The sequence below is a fragment of the Kitasatospora sp. NPDC091276 genome (assembly GCF_040684355.1).
Classification (GTDB): Bacteria; Actinomycetota; Actinomycetes; order Streptomycetales; family Streptomycetaceae; genus Kitasatospora.
Genome location: NZ_JBFBFU010000003.1, coordinates 217,616 through 233,032, shown reverse-complemented (window position 1 = coordinate 233,032; position 15,417 = coordinate 217,616). Strand labels below are relative to the sequence as shown.

Genomic DNA, 15,417 nt, shown 5'->3' with positions numbered 1-15,417 from the left:
TGGCATCTTCCGCCCCGGGTTCGGGAAGCTTGGTCCACCAGCTCGACCAAGAGGGACGGTAGATCCAGATGAAGCCGCTGCACCGCCGCACCGTGGACGCCATCAAGGAGCAGGACGCTCAGATGGGCCGCTCGCCGCTGTACGGTGCGCGGATGTGGCGGCAGGTCGGCCAGCTGCTGCTCAACCTGCCGCTCGGCGTCGCCGGCTTCGCGCTCACCGCCATCACGCTCACGGCCGGCCTGGGGATGTCGATCACCGTGGTCGGCCTGCCGCTGCTGGCCGGCGGGCTGGCCGTCTCCCGCTCCCTGGGCGGGCTGGGCCGCCGGCGGGCCCGGGCGGCGTACGACTCCGCGATCCACGAGCCGGAGCCGGTGCGGCCGCGCCGGCCGGGGGTGGTGGGCTTCACCATCGCCCACCTGACCGACCTGCTGAACTGGCGCTCGGCGCTCTACAACGTGCTGATGCTGCCCTGGGGCATCCTGAGCTTCACGGTGACCCTGGTCGCGGTCACCGTGATGTGGCCGGTGCTGCCCTGGGTGATCCGGGCGCTGGCGGCGATCGACCGGATCCTGATCGAGTCGCTGCTCTTCCCGGGCGCCCTGGCCGAGCGGGTGCGCGAGCTGGAGGACGACCGAGGCACGGTGGTCGACACCGCCGCCGCCGACCTGCGCCGGATCGAGCGCGACCTGCACGACGGCGCCCAGGCCCGCCTGGTCGCGCTGGCCATGGACCTGGGCATGGCCAAGGAGCGGCTGCGCGAGGTCGAGACCGAGGACGACGTGGCGGCCGCCACGAAGATGGTCGACAACGCGCACGGCGAGGTGAAGCTGGCCCTCCAGGAGCTGCGCGACCTGGCCCGGGGCATCCACCCGGCGGTGCTCACCGACCGCGGCCTGGACGCGGCCCTGTCCGCGGTCGCCGCCCGCTGCACCGTCCCCGGCGGGGTCAAGGTGAACGTCGACCTGAAGGGGCCGGACGGCCGGGCCGAGCGCCCGGACTCGGCGGTCGAGGGCATCGCGTACTTCACCGTCAGCGAGCTGCTGACCAACGTCTCCAAGCACGCCGGGGCCCGCACCGCCTCGGTCGACGTCTGGCGCTCCGACAACCAGCTGATGGTGCTGGTCCAGGACGACGGCAAGGGCGGCGCCGCCCCCTACCCGGGCAGCGGCCTGGCCGGGCTGACCGAGCGGATCCGCGCGGTGGACGGGGTGCTCCTGGTGCAGAGCCCGGAGGGCGGCCCGAGCAGCATCACCGTCGAACTGCCCTGGCGCACCCGCACCGCCCGCCGCTGAGCCGGAGCGCGGCACGGCGCCGGGACCTCGTCGAGGCAGTGACGAGGTCCCGGCGCCGGTCCGGTGGGGCGGCCGGTCCGCGGAGCCCCTGCGCGGCGTGCGGCCCGGCCGGACGGGCCCTTAGGGGGTCTCCAGGGTGCCGAGGGTGACGGTGGCGGTCTGGCTGCTGCCGTCCCTGGTGTAGGCGACGGTGACCTTGTCGCCCGGGGTGAGCGAGGCGAGCGCGGTGGTGAGCGCGTTCAGCGAGTCGACCGCGACGTCCCCGATCTTGGTGATCACGTCGCCGGCCTGCATCCCCGCCGAGGCGGCCGGGCCGCCCGCGGTGACCGCCACGATGACCGCGCCGGCAGGCTTGAACTGCTGGTTGAAGCTGGTCCGGGCGGTGATGCCGAGCGCGGCCCGGCCGGAGTTGGTGACCTTGCCCTGCTTGATCAGCTGGTCGGTGATGTTGGTGATGGTGGACGCCGGGATGGCGAAGCCGATGCCGGGCGCGGCCGCGCCGTTGGCCTCGGGCTCCGTCGCCGCGAGCGTGTTGATGCCGATCACCTGGCTGTCCAGGTTGACCAGCGCGCCGCCGCTGTTGCCCGGGTTGATCGCGGCCGAGGTCTGCACCATGTTGCCGATGGTGGCGCCGGGCGAGCCGCCGCCCCTGGGCTCGGAGACGGTCCGTCCGGTGGCCGAGACGATGCCCTGGGTGACGCTGCTGGAGAGGCCGAGCGGGCTGCCCATGGCCAGGGTGATCTGGCCGAGCTGGACCTTGCCGGAGTCGCCGAAGGCGGCCGGCTTGAGGCCGCTCGGCGGGCTGCTCAGCTTGATCACCGCGAGGTCGGTGTCGGGGTAGCTGCCGACCAGGGTGGCGTCCAGCGACCTGGTGCTGTTGGCGAGGGTGACGGTGAAGGTGGTCGCGGTGCCCACCACGTGGGCGTTGGTGACGATGTCGCCCTTGTCGTCGTAGACGATCCCGGAGCCGAGGCTGTCGCCGGTGGTGATCTGCACCACCGAGGGCAGCACGTCGGCGATGACCCGCTGGTAGTCGTCCTGCAACTGGTTCCCGTCGGCCGACCGCGCGGGGGCCGACGAGGCCGGCCTGGCCGAGCCGGAGCCCGACGGGGAGCCCGCGGCCGACGAGGCGGACGTGGAGGAGCCGCTGCTGCACCCGGCCAGCGCCAGCGCGGTCAGTACGGCCACCGCGCCGGGTACGAGCAGCCGGCCGTGGACCGTCCTGGGTCCGGTCGGCCGGGGCCCGGCCGGCAGGGGGCGGGCGTGTTCCTTCTTGCGGCTCACCTGGCTGCCTCCGATTCGTCACCACGCTGGGAGCACGGAAATCTTTGTCAGCATTTCACCGATTTGTCCGATTTGACGGCTTGACTCGCCCGGCACTCACCACGGAAACCCGAACACCCTAGAATCGGCCCATGACTTGGTTGATCACCGGCGGTGCCGGATACATCGGCGGGCACGTCGTCCGCCAGCTGCTCGACGCCGGTGAGCGCGTCGCCGTCCTGGACGACCTCAGCACCGGCGACGCCTCCCGCCTGCCGGAGGGCGTCGCCCTGGTCGAGGGCTCCACCCTGGACCGGGCCGTCCTGGACGCCGCCATCCGCGAGCACGCGATCGAGGGCATCCTGCACTTCGCCGCCAAGAAGCAGGTCGGCGAGTCCGTCGAGCAGCCGTTCTTCTACTACCGGGAGAACATGATCGGCCTGCAGACCGTCCTGGAGGCCGCCGCCGAGGGCGGGGTCAAGCGCTTCCTCTTCTCCTCCTCCGCCGCCGTCTACGGCATGCCGGACGTCGACCTGGTCACCGAGTCGACCCCGTGCGCCCCGATGAGCCCGTACGGCGAGACCAAGCTGGCCGGCGAGTGGCTGGTCGCCGCGGCCGGGAAGGCCCACGGCATCTCCACCGTGGCGCTGCGCTACTTCAACGTGGCCGGCGCGGCCTCCCCCGAGCTGTCCGACACCGGGGTCTTCAACCTGATCCCGATGGTCTTCGAGCGGCTCACCGCCGGCGAGGCCCCGCGGGTCTTCGGCGACGACTACCCGACCCAGGACGGCAGCTGCGTCCGCGACTTCATCCACGTCTCCGACATCGCCTCGGCCCACGTCGCCGCCGCCAAGCGGCTGGCCGCCGACCCGGCCGGCGAGACCTCGCTGGTGCTCAACATCGGCCGCGGCGAGGGCGTCAGCGTCAAGGAGATGCTGGAGGTGATCGGCAAGGTCACCGGTTACGACACCACCCCCGAGGTGACCCCGCGCCGCGCCGGCGACCCCGCGCGGGTGGTGGCCTCGGCCGACCTGATCCGCCGCGAGCTGGGCTGGGGCGCCCGCCACGACGTGGCGGAGATGGTGGCCTCCGCGTGGGACGGCTGGTGCAGCCGCCACCCCGGGGCCCGCAAGGCCTGACCGGACGCGTCCGACGGCGGCGGGGCGCCCGCCCCGCCGCCGCGCCGGTTCAGCGCGCCGGGACGGCCGTGCCGTAGAAGGCGTCCAGCGCGTACACGCAGCGGTCCTTGGAGCCGACGAAGACCCGGCCGCCGACCGCGACCGGCGAGCCGGTCAGCTCTCCCTTGGTGCCGAGCTCCCAGCGCAGCTGACCGCTCGCCAGGTCCAGGGTGTGCAGCGAGTGGTCCCGGCTGCCCAGGTGCACCAGGCCGTCGGCCACCGCCGGGGAGCCGACGATCTCGCCGCGCGCCGTGTAGCGCCAGCGCTCCCGGCCGCTCGCCGCCTCGAAGGCGTACAGCACCCCGCCGCTGCCGACCAGCACCATGCCGTCCCCTACCACCACCGGCTCGGCGCCCTGGCGGTTGCCGGTGACCCCGCGCCAGCGGTCCCGGCCGGTGGCCGCGTCCAGCGCGTACACCGTCCCGAGGTAGTCGGCCACGTAGACCGCGTCGGCGTCCAGCGCGGGCGGGGTGAACAGCACCACCGGGGCCTCGAAGCGCCAGCGCTCGGCCCCGCTGGCCGCGTCCAGCGCGTACACCCTGGGGCCGGCCGTCACGTACAGCACGCCGCCGCGCTCGACCGGGTGCGAGGGCACGTCCTCGCCGACCGGGAAGGACCAGCGCAGGCCGGCGCCGTGCGGGTCGACGCAGCGCAGCCGCCCGGCCCCGTAGTAGTAGGCCGCGCCGGCCACCAGGACCGGTCCGGACTGCGGGTTCTCGTAGTCCTGCTGGGCGTCGTCGGCCCGCCACAGCTCAGCGCCGCTGGCGGCCGAGCGCAGCTGGACGCCGCCGCCGCGGACGCCGCAGCACAGCACCCCGTCGGCGGCGGAGAGCGAGTAGACCCAGCCGTCCAGTGAGGTGCGCCAGCGCTCGGTGCCGTCCGCGACGTCCACGGTGTACAGGTGCGGGCCGTCGGCCGCGTGCACCCGGCCGGCGTCCACCGCGAGCGCCCAGGCGACGTCCCGGGTCTTGTAGCGCCGCTCGCCGGAGGCGATGTCCAGCGCGTGCACCTCGAAGCTGGAGACGAAGAGCGTGCCGTCGGCGACCACGGGGGTGCCCCAGACGTCGTTGGACATCCGGAACCGCCAGGGGCGCCAGCGGGCGGCCGGCACCGGCGGCGGGGTGACCCGGCGGACCCAGTCGGTCTCGGCCGGGGCGGTGCCCGGGCCGGTCTGCTCGTGCTCGGCCCGCGGTCCGGGGCCTATCCGCACCGAGGCTCCGGACAGCCGCACCTCGACGGCCCCGCCGCCGCCCGGCGCGCGGTGCTTGTTGGGGGAGGCGATCTTCGCGGTCGGGATCTCGCCGTCGGACACCGGGCCCCGCCGCGGCCCCGTGTGCACCGGCCCGGACGGCGGCGGCGCGTGCCCCCCGCCCGGGTGGGTGCGCGGGTCGTCCAGGCCGGGGCGCTGCACCGGGACCGGCTGGTGCGGCTGCGGCGGCTGGTGGGGCTGGAGCGGGCCGGCCTGCGGCGGCCCGGCCGGGGGCGGCGGCGCGCCGGCCGGCAGCTGGACGGCCCGGGGCGGCACGCTCGGGCGGCGGCCGCGCTTGCGCTCGATCAGCTCCAGCGCGTTCACGGGGAGCCAGTCGCCGACCTCGCCGGCGGCGTCGTCCCGGGAGAACAGGTGCGGGGCCAGTTCGGCCTGGATCTGCGCCGGGCTGGGCCGGTGCTCGGGCGAGGGCCGCATGCAGGCGCGGACCAGGTCCATCAGCTCGCGCGGCATCCCGGACAGGTCCGGCTCCTCGCGCAGCAGCTGGAACACCGTCTCGACCGGGTTGGAGCCGCCGAAGGGCGGGTGCCCGGTCGCGCAGAACACCATCAGCGAGCCGAGCGAGAAGACGTCGCTGGCGCCCCGGACGTTACGGCTGTCCTTGGCCTGCTCGGGGGACATGTAGGCGGGGGTGCCGACCGCGACGTTGGTCATGGTGAGCCGGGTGCTGGAGACGCCGGAGGCGATGCCGAAGTCGATCACCTTCGGGCCGTCCTCGACCACCAGCACGTTGGAGGGCTTGAGGTCCCGGTGGATCAGCCCGGCCGCGTGGATGGACTGCAGCGCCTCGGCGATGCCCGCGATCAGCCAGCGGGTGGCGTCCACCGGCAGCGGACCGCACTCCTCGACCAGGTCCTCCAGGGAGGGGGCCGGGATGTACGCGGTGGCCAGCCAGGGCACCCGGGCGTCCGCGTCGGCGTCCACCACGGCCGCGGTGTAGAAACCGCCGACCGTCTTGGCCGCCTCGATCTCGCGGGCGAAGCGGACGCGGAACAGCTCGTCCTCGGCCAGTTCCGCCCGGACGGTCTTGATGGCCACCCGCCGGCCGGAGGCGGAGCGCGCCAGGTAGACCAGCCCCATCCCACCCGCGCCGAGCCGCCCCAGCACCTCGAAGGGCCCGATCCGCCTCGGATCGTGCGCCGTCAGCTGGTCCACTCCGCTGCCACCTCCCCGTTTTCCGCACCCGCCGCGTGGTGCCGGACCCGATTCTCCAATGCCGCCCGGCCCATCTCCAACCTCCCCCGCCCAGAGCCGACGGCGGCCCCGGGAGCGCCGCCGTCCGGCCGGTGATGACGGAACGGCCGGATTCTGACGCCCGTTCCGGCCGCGGTTTGCACCCGGACGCCCGGACCCTCCACTTCGGCGCCGATCTTCCGACGCCGCCGATCGTCACGCTCTGTCACTCGACCACCCCTCAGCGGACTCGCCGTCACGCTGTGGGGTCAAAGGCACACGGGGGGGCTTCAACGACACCTGCGGAGCGCGGTGAATATCCGTCCGAAGTGGTTCATGCCCCTATAGCAACCCCCCGTGCGGAGTAATAGTCGCATCACCGAATCGCGCCAAGATCGTGCCACGGTAAGCTGACGGCATGACAGGACAAGTTCGCACCGTCGACGGTCGCGTCGCCGGGCGACGCGGACAGGAAACGCGGCAGAAGCTGCTCGACTGCCTCCGCGAGATGCTCAGCACGTCGCCGTACCGGGACGTCAAGGTCATCGACGTCGCCCGTATGGCGGGTACCTCCCCCGCGACCTTCTACCAGTACTTCCCGGATGTCGAGGGCGCTGTCCTCGAAATCGCCGAGGAAATGGCCAAGGACGCCGACACCCTCAAAGAGCTGGTGGCCGGAAAGTCCTGGGCAGGGAAGTCCGGTCCGACCACTTCGGAAGAACTGGTCGACGGATTCCTCGCCTTCTGGCGCAAGAACGACGCCATTCTCCGAGTGGTCACGCTCGGTGCCGCCGAAGGGGACAAGCGGTTCTTCAAGATCCGCATGACGGTCCTCAACGCGGTCGCCAAGCCGCTCGCGGAGGCCGTCAAGGAACTCCAGGCGAAGGGCCAGGCCGACAAGTCGCTCGACCCGAACGCCGTCGCCGGGGCCCTGGTCTCGCTGCTCGCCTCGGCGGCCGAGCACCAGAAGGCCTTCACCTCCTGGGGCGTCAAGGTCAAGGACCTCAAGCCCAACCTCGCTCCCCTGGTGTACCTGGGCGTCACCGGCAAGAAGCCGCCCAAGTAGACCATCCGCTCAACCGACCATCCGCTCCGCGCGCAGCCCCGGCCTCCTGTCCGGGGTACGACGGACGGCGGCCGTGTCCTCGGGGGAGGTCCGCCGACGTACCGCACGCGCGCCAGACATGCCGGTGGGCGGGCACCCCTCACACAGGGTGCCCGCCCACCGGCATGTTCGCGTTGCGGCCCCTCAGGGGCCCTCGGACGCCCGGCTCCGCGCCGTCAGGGGCAGCGGACCACCTGGCCGGCGTAGGCGAGCCCGCCGCCGAAGCCGAAGAGCAGGACCGGGTCGCCCGGGGACAGCTCGCCGCGTTCGACCAGCTTGGAGAAGGCCAGCGGGATCGAGGCGGCCGAGGTGTTGCCGGAGTCGACCACGTCCCGGGCCACCACCGCGTCGGTGAGGCCCAGCTTGGCGGCGATCGAGTCGATGATCCGCAGGTTGGCCTGGTGCGGCACGAAGCCCTTCAGCTCCGACGGGTCGATCCCGGCCTGCTCGCAGGCCCGGCGCGCCAGCGGGGCGAGCTGGGTGGTGGCCCAGCGGAACACCGACTGGCCCTGCTGGCTGATCACCGGGTCCCAGCCGGTGATCACCACGGCGTCGCCCTTCTCCGGCTCGGAGCCCCAGACCACCGGGCCGATGCCGGGCTCGGCGCCGTCCTCCTGGGCCTCGACCACCGCGGCGCCCGCGCCGTCGCCGAAGATCACGCAGGTGGTGCGGTCGGTCCAGTCCAGCGTGTCGGACATCCGCTCGGCGCCGATCACCAGCGCGCGGCGGGCCGCGCCGGCCCGGATCGCGTGGTCGGCGGTGGCCAGGGCGTACGAGAAGCCGGAGCAGACCGTGTTGATGTCGTACGCGGCGGGCGCCCGGACGCCGAGCCGGGCGGCCACGGCGGCGGCGGTGTTGGGGCTGCGCTCGACCGCGGTGCAGGTGGCGACCACGATCAGGTCGATCTCGTCGGCCGTCCGGCCGCTCTTGGCGAGCGCCTTCTGCGCGGCCTCGGTGGCGAGGTCGACCAGGGTCTCGCCCTCGGCGATGTGCCGGGTTCTGACACCCACCCGGCTACGGATCCACTCGTCGTTGGTGTCGACGAGCGCCTCCAGGTCGTCGTTGGAGAGGACCTTGGGGGGCTGGTAGTGGCCGAGTGCCACAATGCGCGAACCGCTCATAGTGCCATGGAACCGGGTTACCCACTGGTCAGCGGGGCGCGCCCGGCTACAGGATCCGCCCCCGCGATCTGTAGGAGCCCGACAAGGGGCGTTGCGGCGACTGGCCTCCGGACGCGCCGGGGTCGACGCCGAGGCGGACGAGGGGGCGGGCACCGCCGCCGGTGACGGGCCCCGCGCCGCCCGGAACGCCGCGCGGACGCCGCCGGAACGCCGGGGTCGGGCCGGGGGAAGGCCGGGGTCAGGCCAGGATCAGGCCGGGGCCGGAACGCCGGGGTCAGGCGGACAGCGAGGTGGCGTCGCCCATCACGATGACCGGGTGGGCCGCCGGGTCCAGGGTGCGGATCAGCTCGGCCATCTTGTCCTCGGGGATCGAGACGCAGCCGTGGGTGGGGCCGTCGTGGTCGACGTGGATCCAGATCCCGCCGCCCTTCTTCGCCCCCATCGGGCGGCGCGGGTCCAGCGGAGAGTTTCCGGGCACCCGGTTGTAGTTGATCGCGACCACGTAGTCGAAGGAGCCGGCCAGCTGGTCGCCGAAGAAGCCCGTCCCGGAGACCACGAAGCTCGGGTCCTTGTCGTACGGGAGCTTGCTGCCCGGGTCGGCCTTGCGGCCGCCCGCGTCGGTGAGCGCGAAGACGCCGATCGGGCTGCGCAGGTCGCCCTCGTTGTGGTCGGCGGTCCAGCCGTTGTTGCCGTTGTGGCCCTGCCAGGTCTCGCCGGCCAGCCAACGGCCCCCGGGGGTGCGGGTCCACAGGGTGACGGTGTTCTTGTTGCCGTTCTTGTCCTGGCCGGAGGCGAGCACCACCTGGGTGGTCTCGGCGGGGATCTTCGCGACGAAGTCGGCGCCGAGGCCGGGTATCGCGGCGACCGAGCCGTCCGAACGGACCTGGCTGCGGTCGGCGGCCGGGGGCTGGGTCTGCCGGTCGGCGGCGGCCCGGGCGGCGGGCGCCGGCTGGTCGGGCGTGCTGACGCCCTCCGGGCCGGGGCCGTCGGCGGCCGCGGCGACGGGCTTGGCGTCGTCCTGGCCGACGGTGTACCAGCCGGCGGTGGCCGCGACCAGCAGCGCGGTGCCGGCCATCACCGCCTTGCCGTGGCGCTTCTTCTTCGCCTTCCGGCGGTGACCCCGGGCGGCCGCCCGGGCGCCCACGGGGACCGCGGCGGGCGGGGGCGTGGGCTGCCGGACGGGCTCCGGCTCGAACGCGTACACCGGTTCGGCGTCGTACACCGACTCGGGGGCGTACACCGGCTCGGCGTCGTACGCCGGCCCGGGGGCGTACACCGGCTCGGGGGCGACGAGCGGGTCGGGCCCGGCGGCGTACGGCTGGGACGGCTGGAACGGCTGCTCGTACGCCTCGAAGTACCCGTCAGGGGCCTGCGGGAGCTGCCCGTACTCGCCGTAGTGGTCCTGCCGGACGGGCTGCTGGTACGGCTCACCCGCCCCGTACGGCTGCTGCGGCGCCCCGTACACCGGCTCCGGTATCGGCTCGTACGACGGGTACGTGGTGGCGCGATGAGAACCGGACATACCGCCGATCCTGCCAAACGGTGTACCGGTTGGTAAACCCGGGGCAGGTGCGGGGGCGGTGAAGAAACGCCGCCGCCCGGGCCGGGGCCCGGGCGGCGGGGAGGTCGACGGTCAGAGGCGCATCGCCTGCGGGGCCTCACGGCGCCCCAGGTCCGGGCCCTCGTACTCGCGGATGATCTCGTAGCGGGTGTTGCGCTCGACCGGGCGGAAGCCGGCGTCGCGGATCAGGTCGAGCAGGTCGTCGCGGCCCAGCTTGTTCGGGGTGCCGAAGTTGTCCGCGTCGTGGGTGATCTTGTACTCGACCACCGAGCCGTCCATGTCGTCCGCGCCGTGGCTGAGCGCCAGCTGGGCGGTGGTGACGCCGTGCATCACCCAGAAGACCTTGACGTGCGGGACGTTGTCGAAGAGCAGCCGGGAGACCGCGAAGGTCTTCAGCGCCTCGGCGCCGGTGGCCATCTCGGTGCGGGCCATCAGCTTGTTGCGCACGACGCCGTCCTTGGAGTCGTGGAAGTCGTGCTGGTAGCGCAGCGGGATGAAGACCTGGAAGCCGCCGGTCTCGTCCTGCAGCTCGCGCAGCCGCAGCACGTGGTCCACCCGGTGGCGGGGCTCCTCGATGTGGCCGTACAGCATGGTGGCCGGCGTCTTGAGGCCCTTGCTGTGGGCGAGGCGGTGGATCCGCGACCAGTCCTCCCAGTGGGTGTCGTGGTCGACGATGTGCTGGCGGACCTCCCAGTCGAAGATCTCCGCGCCGCCGCCGGTCAGCGACTCCAGGCCGGCGTCGATCAGCTCGTCCAGGATCTCGTCGGCGGGCAGGCCGCTGATCTTCTCGAACCAGTGGATCTCGGTGGCGGTGAAGGCCTTCAGCGAGACGTTCGGCAGGGCCGCCTTGAGCTCCCGCAGCGAGCGCGGGTAGTAGCGCCAGGGCAGGGTCGGGTGCAGGCCGTTGACGATGTGCAGCTCGGTGAGGGAGTCGACCTCCATCGCCTTGGCGAGCCGGACGGCCTCCTCGATGCGCATCGTGTAGGCGTCCTTCTCGCCCGGCTTGCGCTGGAACGAGCAGTACGCGCAGGACGCGCTGCACACGTTGGTCATGTTGAGGTGGCGGTTGACGTTGAAGTGGACGACGTCGCCGTTCTTCCGCGTCCGCACGTGGTGGGCCAGACCGCCCAGCCAGGCCAGGTCGTCGCTCTCGTAGAGCGCGATCCCGTCCTCGCGGGTCAGCCGCTCACCCGCGTAGACCTTCGCCTCCAGCTCGCGCTTCAGCCCTGCGTCCATGCGGTGCCCCGCCTCCTCCGACTTCGATTCCTTGCCGGACCGAGCGTACGTCACTCGTCCGCTCGCCCCCGGGCCGCTCCGACCCGGTGCCGACGCTCCTCGCCCCGGCGCTCCTGCGGCGCTAGTCGCTCGTCGCTTTCGGCACCGGCGCGCCCTTCGGCCCGGGACGGTCCGACAGCAGCTCAGCGAGCAGCACAGGGTCGATGTTGCCACCACTGACCACGGCCGCGACCGTCCGGCCCCCGGTCTCGGCGGCGCGGTGGAAGTAGGCCGCCGGGGCGACCGCGCCGGAGGGCTCGGCGACCAGCCGGCCGCGACGGGCCAGCAGGGCGACGGTGGCGCGGATCTCGTCCTCGGTGACGGTGACGATGTCGTCCACGTACGCGGTCAGGTGCTCGAAGGGAAGCTCGCCGACCGACGGGGTGCGCAGGCCGTCCGCGATGGTCCGGTAGGTGTCGGCGACCGGCCAGGCCAGCCGGCGGCCGGCCCGGAAGCTGGCCTGGGCGTCGGCGGCCAGCTCCGGTTCCACGCCGATCACCCGGATGCCCGGGCGGGTGAGCTTGAGCGCGGCCGCCGTCCCGGAGATCAGGCCGCCGCCGCTGACCGGCACCAGGACGGTGTCCAGCCCGGCCGGGGCGTCCTCGGCGATCTCCAGGCCGACCGTGCCCTGGCCCGCGATGATGAACGGGTCGTCGTACGGCGGCACCCAGACGTAGCCGTGCCGCTCGGCCAGCTCGGCGGGCAGGGTGTCCCGCTCCTCCGGCGACACCAGGACCACCTCGGCGCCGAACCCCCGGGTGGACTCCACCTTCACCGCCGGCGAGGTGTCCGGCATCACGATCACGGCCTTGACGCCGAGCAGCGCCGCCGCGTACGCCACCGCCTGCGCGTGGTTGCCGCTCGACTGGGCGACCACGCCGCGGGCCCGCTCGGCCTCGGTGAGCGCGGCCAGCCGGTTGTACGCGCCGCGGGTCTTGAAGGCCCCGGTCGGCTGGAGGTTCTCGGGCTTCAGCCAGAGCCGGCGCTCCCCCTCGTCCGCCCACGGGGCGGGAACCAGCGGGGTGCGCACGGCCACCCCCGCGATCCGCTGCCGAGCGGCGCGCAGCTCCTCCAGACCGACCAGTGCCATCCGTCACTCTCCTTCGGGAGGGAGTTCGCTCACCCGGTTCTCCCACTTCGTGGAGAGTACGACGGTGGTGCGGGTGCGGGCCACGCCTTTCGTGCCCGAGATCCGCTTGACCACCGACTCCAGGCCCGCCACGTCGGCCACCCGGACCTTGAGCATGTAGGAGTCGTCACCCGCGATGAACCAGCAGTCCTCGACCTCGTTGAGGTCCTTGAGCCGGTGCGCGACGTCCTCGTGATCGGCGGCGTCGGTCAGCTGAAGGCCGATCAGGGCCGTGACGCCGAAACCGAGCGAGGCCGGATTGACCGTCGCGCGGTAGCCGGTGATGACGCCGGCCTGCTCCAGTCGGTTGATCCGGTCCGTGACGCTCGGGCCGGAGAGTCCGACCAGCCGGCCCAGCTCGGCGTAGGACGCGCGGCCGTTCTCCCGGAGCGCCTGGATGAGCTGTCTGTCCACCGTGTCCATATACCGTCCGCGTCCTTCCGAACCTCACCAGACCCACAGATCATTATCCGGATTCCAAGGCGCCATGCGCGGAACAACCCGGATATCGCAGAGAAGATACTCTCCCGCCCCCGGCCTCCTCACTCCCCCTCAGTCGACACGCTGCCGTTCTCGTCGGCCCGGCGGGCCGCCGCCCCCAACTCCCCTTCCCAGCGCAGGTACAGGGAATGCGGGACGCCGACCGCGTCCAGCACCCGGCCGGCCACGAAGTCGACGAGTTCCCGCACGGTCGAGCCGCCGGCGTAGAAACCGGGCGAGGCGGGGAGGACGACGGCGCCCTGCGCGTCGAGCTCCACCAGGTGCTTCAACGTCACCCCGTTGAGTGGCGTCTCGCGCACGCACACGACCAGCGGGCGGCGCTCCTTGAGGGTGACGCTGGCCACCCGCTGCAGCAGGTCCTTGCTCAGGCCGAGCGCGATCCCGGCCACCGCGCCGGTGGTCGCGGGCACCACCAGCATGCCCTTGGCCGGGTACGAGCCGCTGGACGGGCCGGCCGCGAAGTCCCCGGCGGGCCAGTAGCGGACGTCGTCCAGGCCCTCGTCGGAGCCCAGCCAGGCGGCCAGGTCGGCGCGCCAGTGGGCGTCCCGGAAGGAGATGCCGGTCTCGTCGAGGATGGTGAGCCGGGCGGCTCGGCTGACGATCAGGTCCACCGGCTCCCCGGCGGCGAGCAGCGCCCGGATCACCGAGGCGGCGTACGGCGTCCCCGACGCACCAGAGACCCCGACCACCCACGGCTGACGCTTGACTGTTCCCATGTCCCATTTCTATCCGGACTCACCCGGTCGGGCCTCATCCGCGGGCTCCCCTGGAAGGATGGGGGCATGGCAGCGACCCTCGTCGACCTCACCCATCAGGTGACCACCGCGATGCCGGTCTACCCCGGCGATCCGGCCGTCCTGTTGGAGCCCGCGCTCACCACCGCCACCGCCGGGGTGAACGTGCTGGCCCTGCACCTCGGCTCGCAGTCCGGGACGCACGTGGACGCGCCGTACCACGTGGACGTCACCTGGCCGACCCTGGACGGGCTGCCGCTGGAGCGGTTCACCGGCCCCGCGGTGCTCGCCGACCTGCGCGGGCTGGAGCCCCGGGCCGCCGTCACCCCCGAGTTGCTCGCGCCCGCCCTGGCGCGCGTCGGCGAGGGGTCCGTCCTGCTGCTCGCCACCGGCTGGGCCCGGCACTGGGGCACCGACGCCTACCTCGCGCACCCCAGCCTGACCGCGGACGCCGCCGAGGCGATCGTCGCCGCCGGGGTGCGGACCGTCGGGGTGGACGCGCTGAGCGTCGACCCCACCCCCGACCCGGGCCCGGGCGACCCGGCGGTCGCCGCGCTGCTCGCGGACCTCACCGACGAGCACGACCAGCCCGGTGCCGACGAGCCGACCCTCGCCGCGCACCGGGTGCTGCTGGGGGCGCCCGGCGGCGGGGTGATCGCCGAGAACCTGACCGATCTGCGGGCGCTGCTGGACGCCCAGGAGGCCGGGCGGCCGGTCGAGGTGTCACTGTTCCCCCTGCGGCTGGCGGCGGCGGACGGTGCGCCGGTCCGGGCGGTGGCCCGGCTGGGCTAGGGCGTGTCTCCAAGCCTCCGCCCGCGCGCCGACGGGGGTTCGAAGACACGCCCTGGGCCGCTCCGGCCAGTCGCCGCACGGGACTTGGTCTAGACCATCCCCCGGCGCCGCCGCTACGCTGTCCGCCCATGGCAGAGATCATCGGAGTGATCGAGCGACTCTGGCGCTACCCCGTGAAGTCCACCGGCGGCGAACGGCTCGACTCCGTCGAGGTGGACGAGCGCGGCCTGGCCGGCGACCGCCTCTACGCCGTCCGCGACGCGGACGGCAAGCTCGGCTCGGGCAAGAACACCCGCCGCTTCCGCCGGATGGACGGCCTGCTCCGCCTCTCCGCCCGCCTCGGCCACCGGATCGACGGCCCCGAACTGTTCGACCCGCTCGGCCGCCCGGTCGCCGACCCGGCCGCGTTCCTGCGCGCCTACCTCCAGCGCGAGGACGTCGAACTCGCCCGCGAGGACGCCGTCTCCCACTTCGACCAGCTGCCGGTCAGCGTGCTCACCACCGCCACCCTGGACTGGGTCCGCGAGGCCGCCCCCTTCACGGTGGTCGACGAGCGCCGGTTCCGCCCCAACATCCTGCTGCGGACGCCCCCGGGCACCCCGCCCTTCGTCGAGGACCGCTGGTTCGGCCGGGAGGGCCACGGCGGCACCGACGCCCGCCTCGCCTTCGTCCGCTCCAGCGAGCGCTGCGCGATGACCGGCGCCCCGCAGCCGGGGCTGCCGCACGCCGCCGAGATCCTCAAGGCGATCGTGCACGCCCACGACGGCCGGCTCGACGCCCTCGCCGAGGTCGCCGCCCCCGGGCGGCTGAGCGTGGGCGACGAGCTCGCGCTGCACTGAGACCGGCGGGAGCCGGGGAGAAGAACCTCAGGTCAGGGCGGTCTCAGAGATTTTCGAAAAAACTTCTGGATCAGCTGCAACCCCAGCGGCCGCCGCACGTCTATGTCAGTGAGAGGCGGGGAAGCCCGCCGAACCCGGACCGCGAGAGGCGCTGGGGGCGACGCCCTCGAACTTCGGGTCCGACTTC

13 protein-coding genes are annotated in these 15,417 nt (G+C 73.3%); 5 read left to right on the top strand and 8 right to left on the bottom strand.

The features are described from left to right. The first annotated feature begins 122 nt into the window (after window positions 1–122). A complete protein-coding gene (locus tag AB0O19_RS05020) occupies window positions 123–1,292 on the top strand; it encodes a sensor domain-containing protein (protein ID WP_363618047.1) in 1,170 nt (389 codons plus the stop codon). A 120-nt stretch (window positions 1,293–1,412) separates the two neighbouring features. Here AB0O19_RS05020 and AB0O19_RS05015 read toward each other — a convergent pair whose 3' ends face one another. Next, window positions 1,413–2,462 carry a trypsin-like peptidase domain-containing protein gene (locus tag AB0O19_RS05015; RefSeq protein ID WP_363618045.1) on the bottom strand — a complete coding sequence of 350 codons (1,050 nt, stop codon included), beginning with the start codon at window positions 2,460–2,462 and terminating at the stop codon, window positions 1,413–1,415. A gap of 245 nt (window positions 2,463–2,707) precedes the next feature. Here AB0O19_RS05015 and galE point away from each other — a divergent pair, with 245 nt between their 5' ends. Continuing rightward, window positions 2,708–3,694 carry a UDP-glucose 4-epimerase GalE gene (gene galE, locus AB0O19_RS05010; protein WP_350876964.1) on the top strand — a complete coding sequence of 329 codons (987 nt, stop codon included), beginning with the start codon at window positions 2,708–2,710 and terminating at the stop codon, window positions 3,692–3,694. A gap of 49 nt (window positions 3,695–3,743) precedes the next feature. Here the strand turns inward: galE and AB0O19_RS05005 are convergent, their stop codons facing one another. Then, complete coding sequence (locus AB0O19_RS05005; protein WP_363617863.1) at window positions 3,744–6,155, bottom strand: PQQ-binding-like beta-propeller repeat protein; 2,412 nt, start codon at window positions 6,153–6,155, stop codon at window positions 3,744–3,746. A 436-nt stretch (window positions 6,156–6,591) separates the two neighbouring features. On the opposite strand from AB0O19_RS05005, the gene AB0O19_RS05000 reads away from it, so the two are divergent. Next, complete coding sequence (locus AB0O19_RS05000; protein ID WP_030055725.1) at window positions 6,592–7,239, top strand: TetR family transcriptional regulator; 648 nt, start codon at window positions 6,592–6,594, stop codon at window positions 7,237–7,239. A gap of 215 nt (window positions 7,240–7,454) precedes the next feature. Here the strand turns inward: AB0O19_RS05000 and AB0O19_RS04995 are convergent, their stop codons facing one another. The 6 genes from AB0O19_RS04995 to AB0O19_RS04970 all read right to left on the bottom strand — a co-directional run bounded on the left by AB0O19_RS04995 (window position 7,455) and on the right by AB0O19_RS04970 (window position 13,581). Then, the gene (locus tag AB0O19_RS04995; protein ID WP_363579960.1) at window positions 7,455–8,399 is read right to left on the bottom strand and encodes a beta-ketoacyl-ACP synthase III; all 945 of its coding nucleotides are present in this window, start codon (window positions 8,397–8,399) and stop codon (window positions 7,455–7,457) included. Between the two features lie 274 nt (window positions 8,400–8,673). Beyond that, window positions 8,674–9,921 carry a L,D-transpeptidase family protein gene (locus tag AB0O19_RS04990; protein ID WP_363617861.1) on the bottom strand — a complete coding sequence of 416 codons (1,248 nt, stop codon included), beginning with the start codon at window positions 9,919–9,921 and terminating at the stop codon, window positions 8,674–8,676. Between the two features lie 111 nt (window positions 9,922–10,032). Continuing rightward, on the bottom strand, window positions 10,033–11,196 hold the full coding sequence (gene mqnE, locus AB0O19_RS04985; protein ID WP_063348893.1) for an aminofutalosine synthase MqnE: 1,164 nt from the start codon (window positions 11,194–11,196) through the stop codon (window positions 10,033–10,035). 121 nt (window positions 11,197–11,317) lie between these two features. Further along, window positions 11,318–12,325, bottom strand: a complete 1,008-nt coding sequence (locus tag AB0O19_RS04980; RefSeq protein WP_363617859.1) for a threonine/serine dehydratase — start codon at window positions 12,323–12,325, stop codon at window positions 11,318–11,320. A gap of 3 nt (window positions 12,326–12,328) precedes the next feature. Further along, the gene (locus tag AB0O19_RS04975; RefSeq protein WP_063348891.1) at window positions 12,329–12,787 is read right to left on the bottom strand and encodes an Lrp/AsnC family transcriptional regulator; all 459 of its coding nucleotides are present in this window, start codon (window positions 12,785–12,787) and stop codon (window positions 12,329–12,331) included. A gap of 119 nt (window positions 12,788–12,906) precedes the next feature. Further along, the gene (locus tag AB0O19_RS04970; RefSeq protein ID WP_350878478.1) at window positions 12,907–13,581 is read right to left on the bottom strand and encodes a UbiX family flavin prenyltransferase; all 675 of its coding nucleotides are present in this window, start codon (window positions 13,579–13,581) and stop codon (window positions 12,907–12,909) included. A 66-nt stretch (window positions 13,582–13,647) separates the two neighbouring features. On the opposite strand from AB0O19_RS04970, the gene AB0O19_RS04965 reads away from it, so the two are divergent. Then, window positions 13,648–14,391, top strand: a complete 744-nt coding sequence (locus tag AB0O19_RS04965; RefSeq protein WP_363617857.1) for a cyclase family protein — start codon at window positions 13,648–13,650, stop codon at window positions 14,389–14,391. A 128-nt stretch (window positions 14,392–14,519) separates the two neighbouring features. Beyond that, window positions 14,520–15,230: an MOSC N-terminal beta barrel domain-containing protein gene (locus AB0O19_RS04960; RefSeq protein ID WP_363617855.1), complete on the top strand. Its 711-nt coding sequence runs from the start codon at window positions 14,520–14,522 to the stop codon at window positions 15,228–15,230. The last annotated feature ends 187 nt before the right edge of the window (window positions 15,231–15,417 follow it).

What these genes read in the sequence shown, in the direction of transcription:
- AB0O19_RS04995 (WP_363579960.1), bottom strand. Translation starts at nt 8,399, where the DNA reads ATGAGCGGTTCGCGCATTGTGGCACTCGGCCACTACCAGCCCCCCAAG.
- AB0O19_RS04980 (WP_363617859.1), bottom strand. Translation starts at nt 12,325, where the DNA reads ATGGCACTGGTCGGTCTGGAGGAGCTGCGCGCCGCTCGGCAGCGGATC.
- AB0O19_RS05020 (WP_363618047.1), top strand. Translation starts at nt 123, where the DNA reads ATGGGCCGCTCGCCGCTGTACGGTGCGCGGATGTGGCGGCAGGTCGGC.
- AB0O19_RS04975 (WP_063348891.1), bottom strand. Translation starts at nt 12,787, where the DNA reads ATGGACACGGTGGACAGACAGCTCATCCAGGCGCTCCGGGAGAACGGC.
- AB0O19_RS04965 (WP_363617857.1), top strand. Translation starts at nt 13,648, where the DNA reads ATGGCAGCGACCCTCGTCGACCTCACCCATCAGGTGACCACCGCGATG.
- AB0O19_RS05000 (WP_030055725.1), top strand. Translation starts at nt 6,592, where the DNA reads ATGACAGGACAAGTTCGCACCGTCGACGGTCGCGTCGCCGGGCGACGC.
- AB0O19_RS04970 (WP_350878478.1), bottom strand. Translation starts at nt 13,581, where the DNA reads ATGGGAACAGTCAAGCGTCAGCCGTGGGTGGTCGGGGTCTCTGGTGCG.
- AB0O19_RS04990 (WP_363617861.1), bottom strand. Translation starts at nt 9,921, where the DNA reads ATGTCCGGTTCTCATCGCGCCACCACGTACCCGTCGTACGAGCCGATA.
- AB0O19_RS04960 (WP_363617855.1), top strand. Translation starts at nt 14,520, where the DNA reads ATGGCAGAGATCATCGGAGTGATCGAGCGACTCTGGCGCTACCCCGTG.
- mqnE (WP_063348893.1), bottom strand. Translation starts at nt 11,196, where the DNA reads ATGGACGCAGGGCTGAAGCGCGAGCTGGAGGCGAAGGTCTACGCGGGT.
- galE (WP_350876964.1), top strand. Translation starts at nt 2,708, where the DNA reads ATGACTTGGTTGATCACCGGCGGTGCCGGATACATCGGCGGGCACGTC.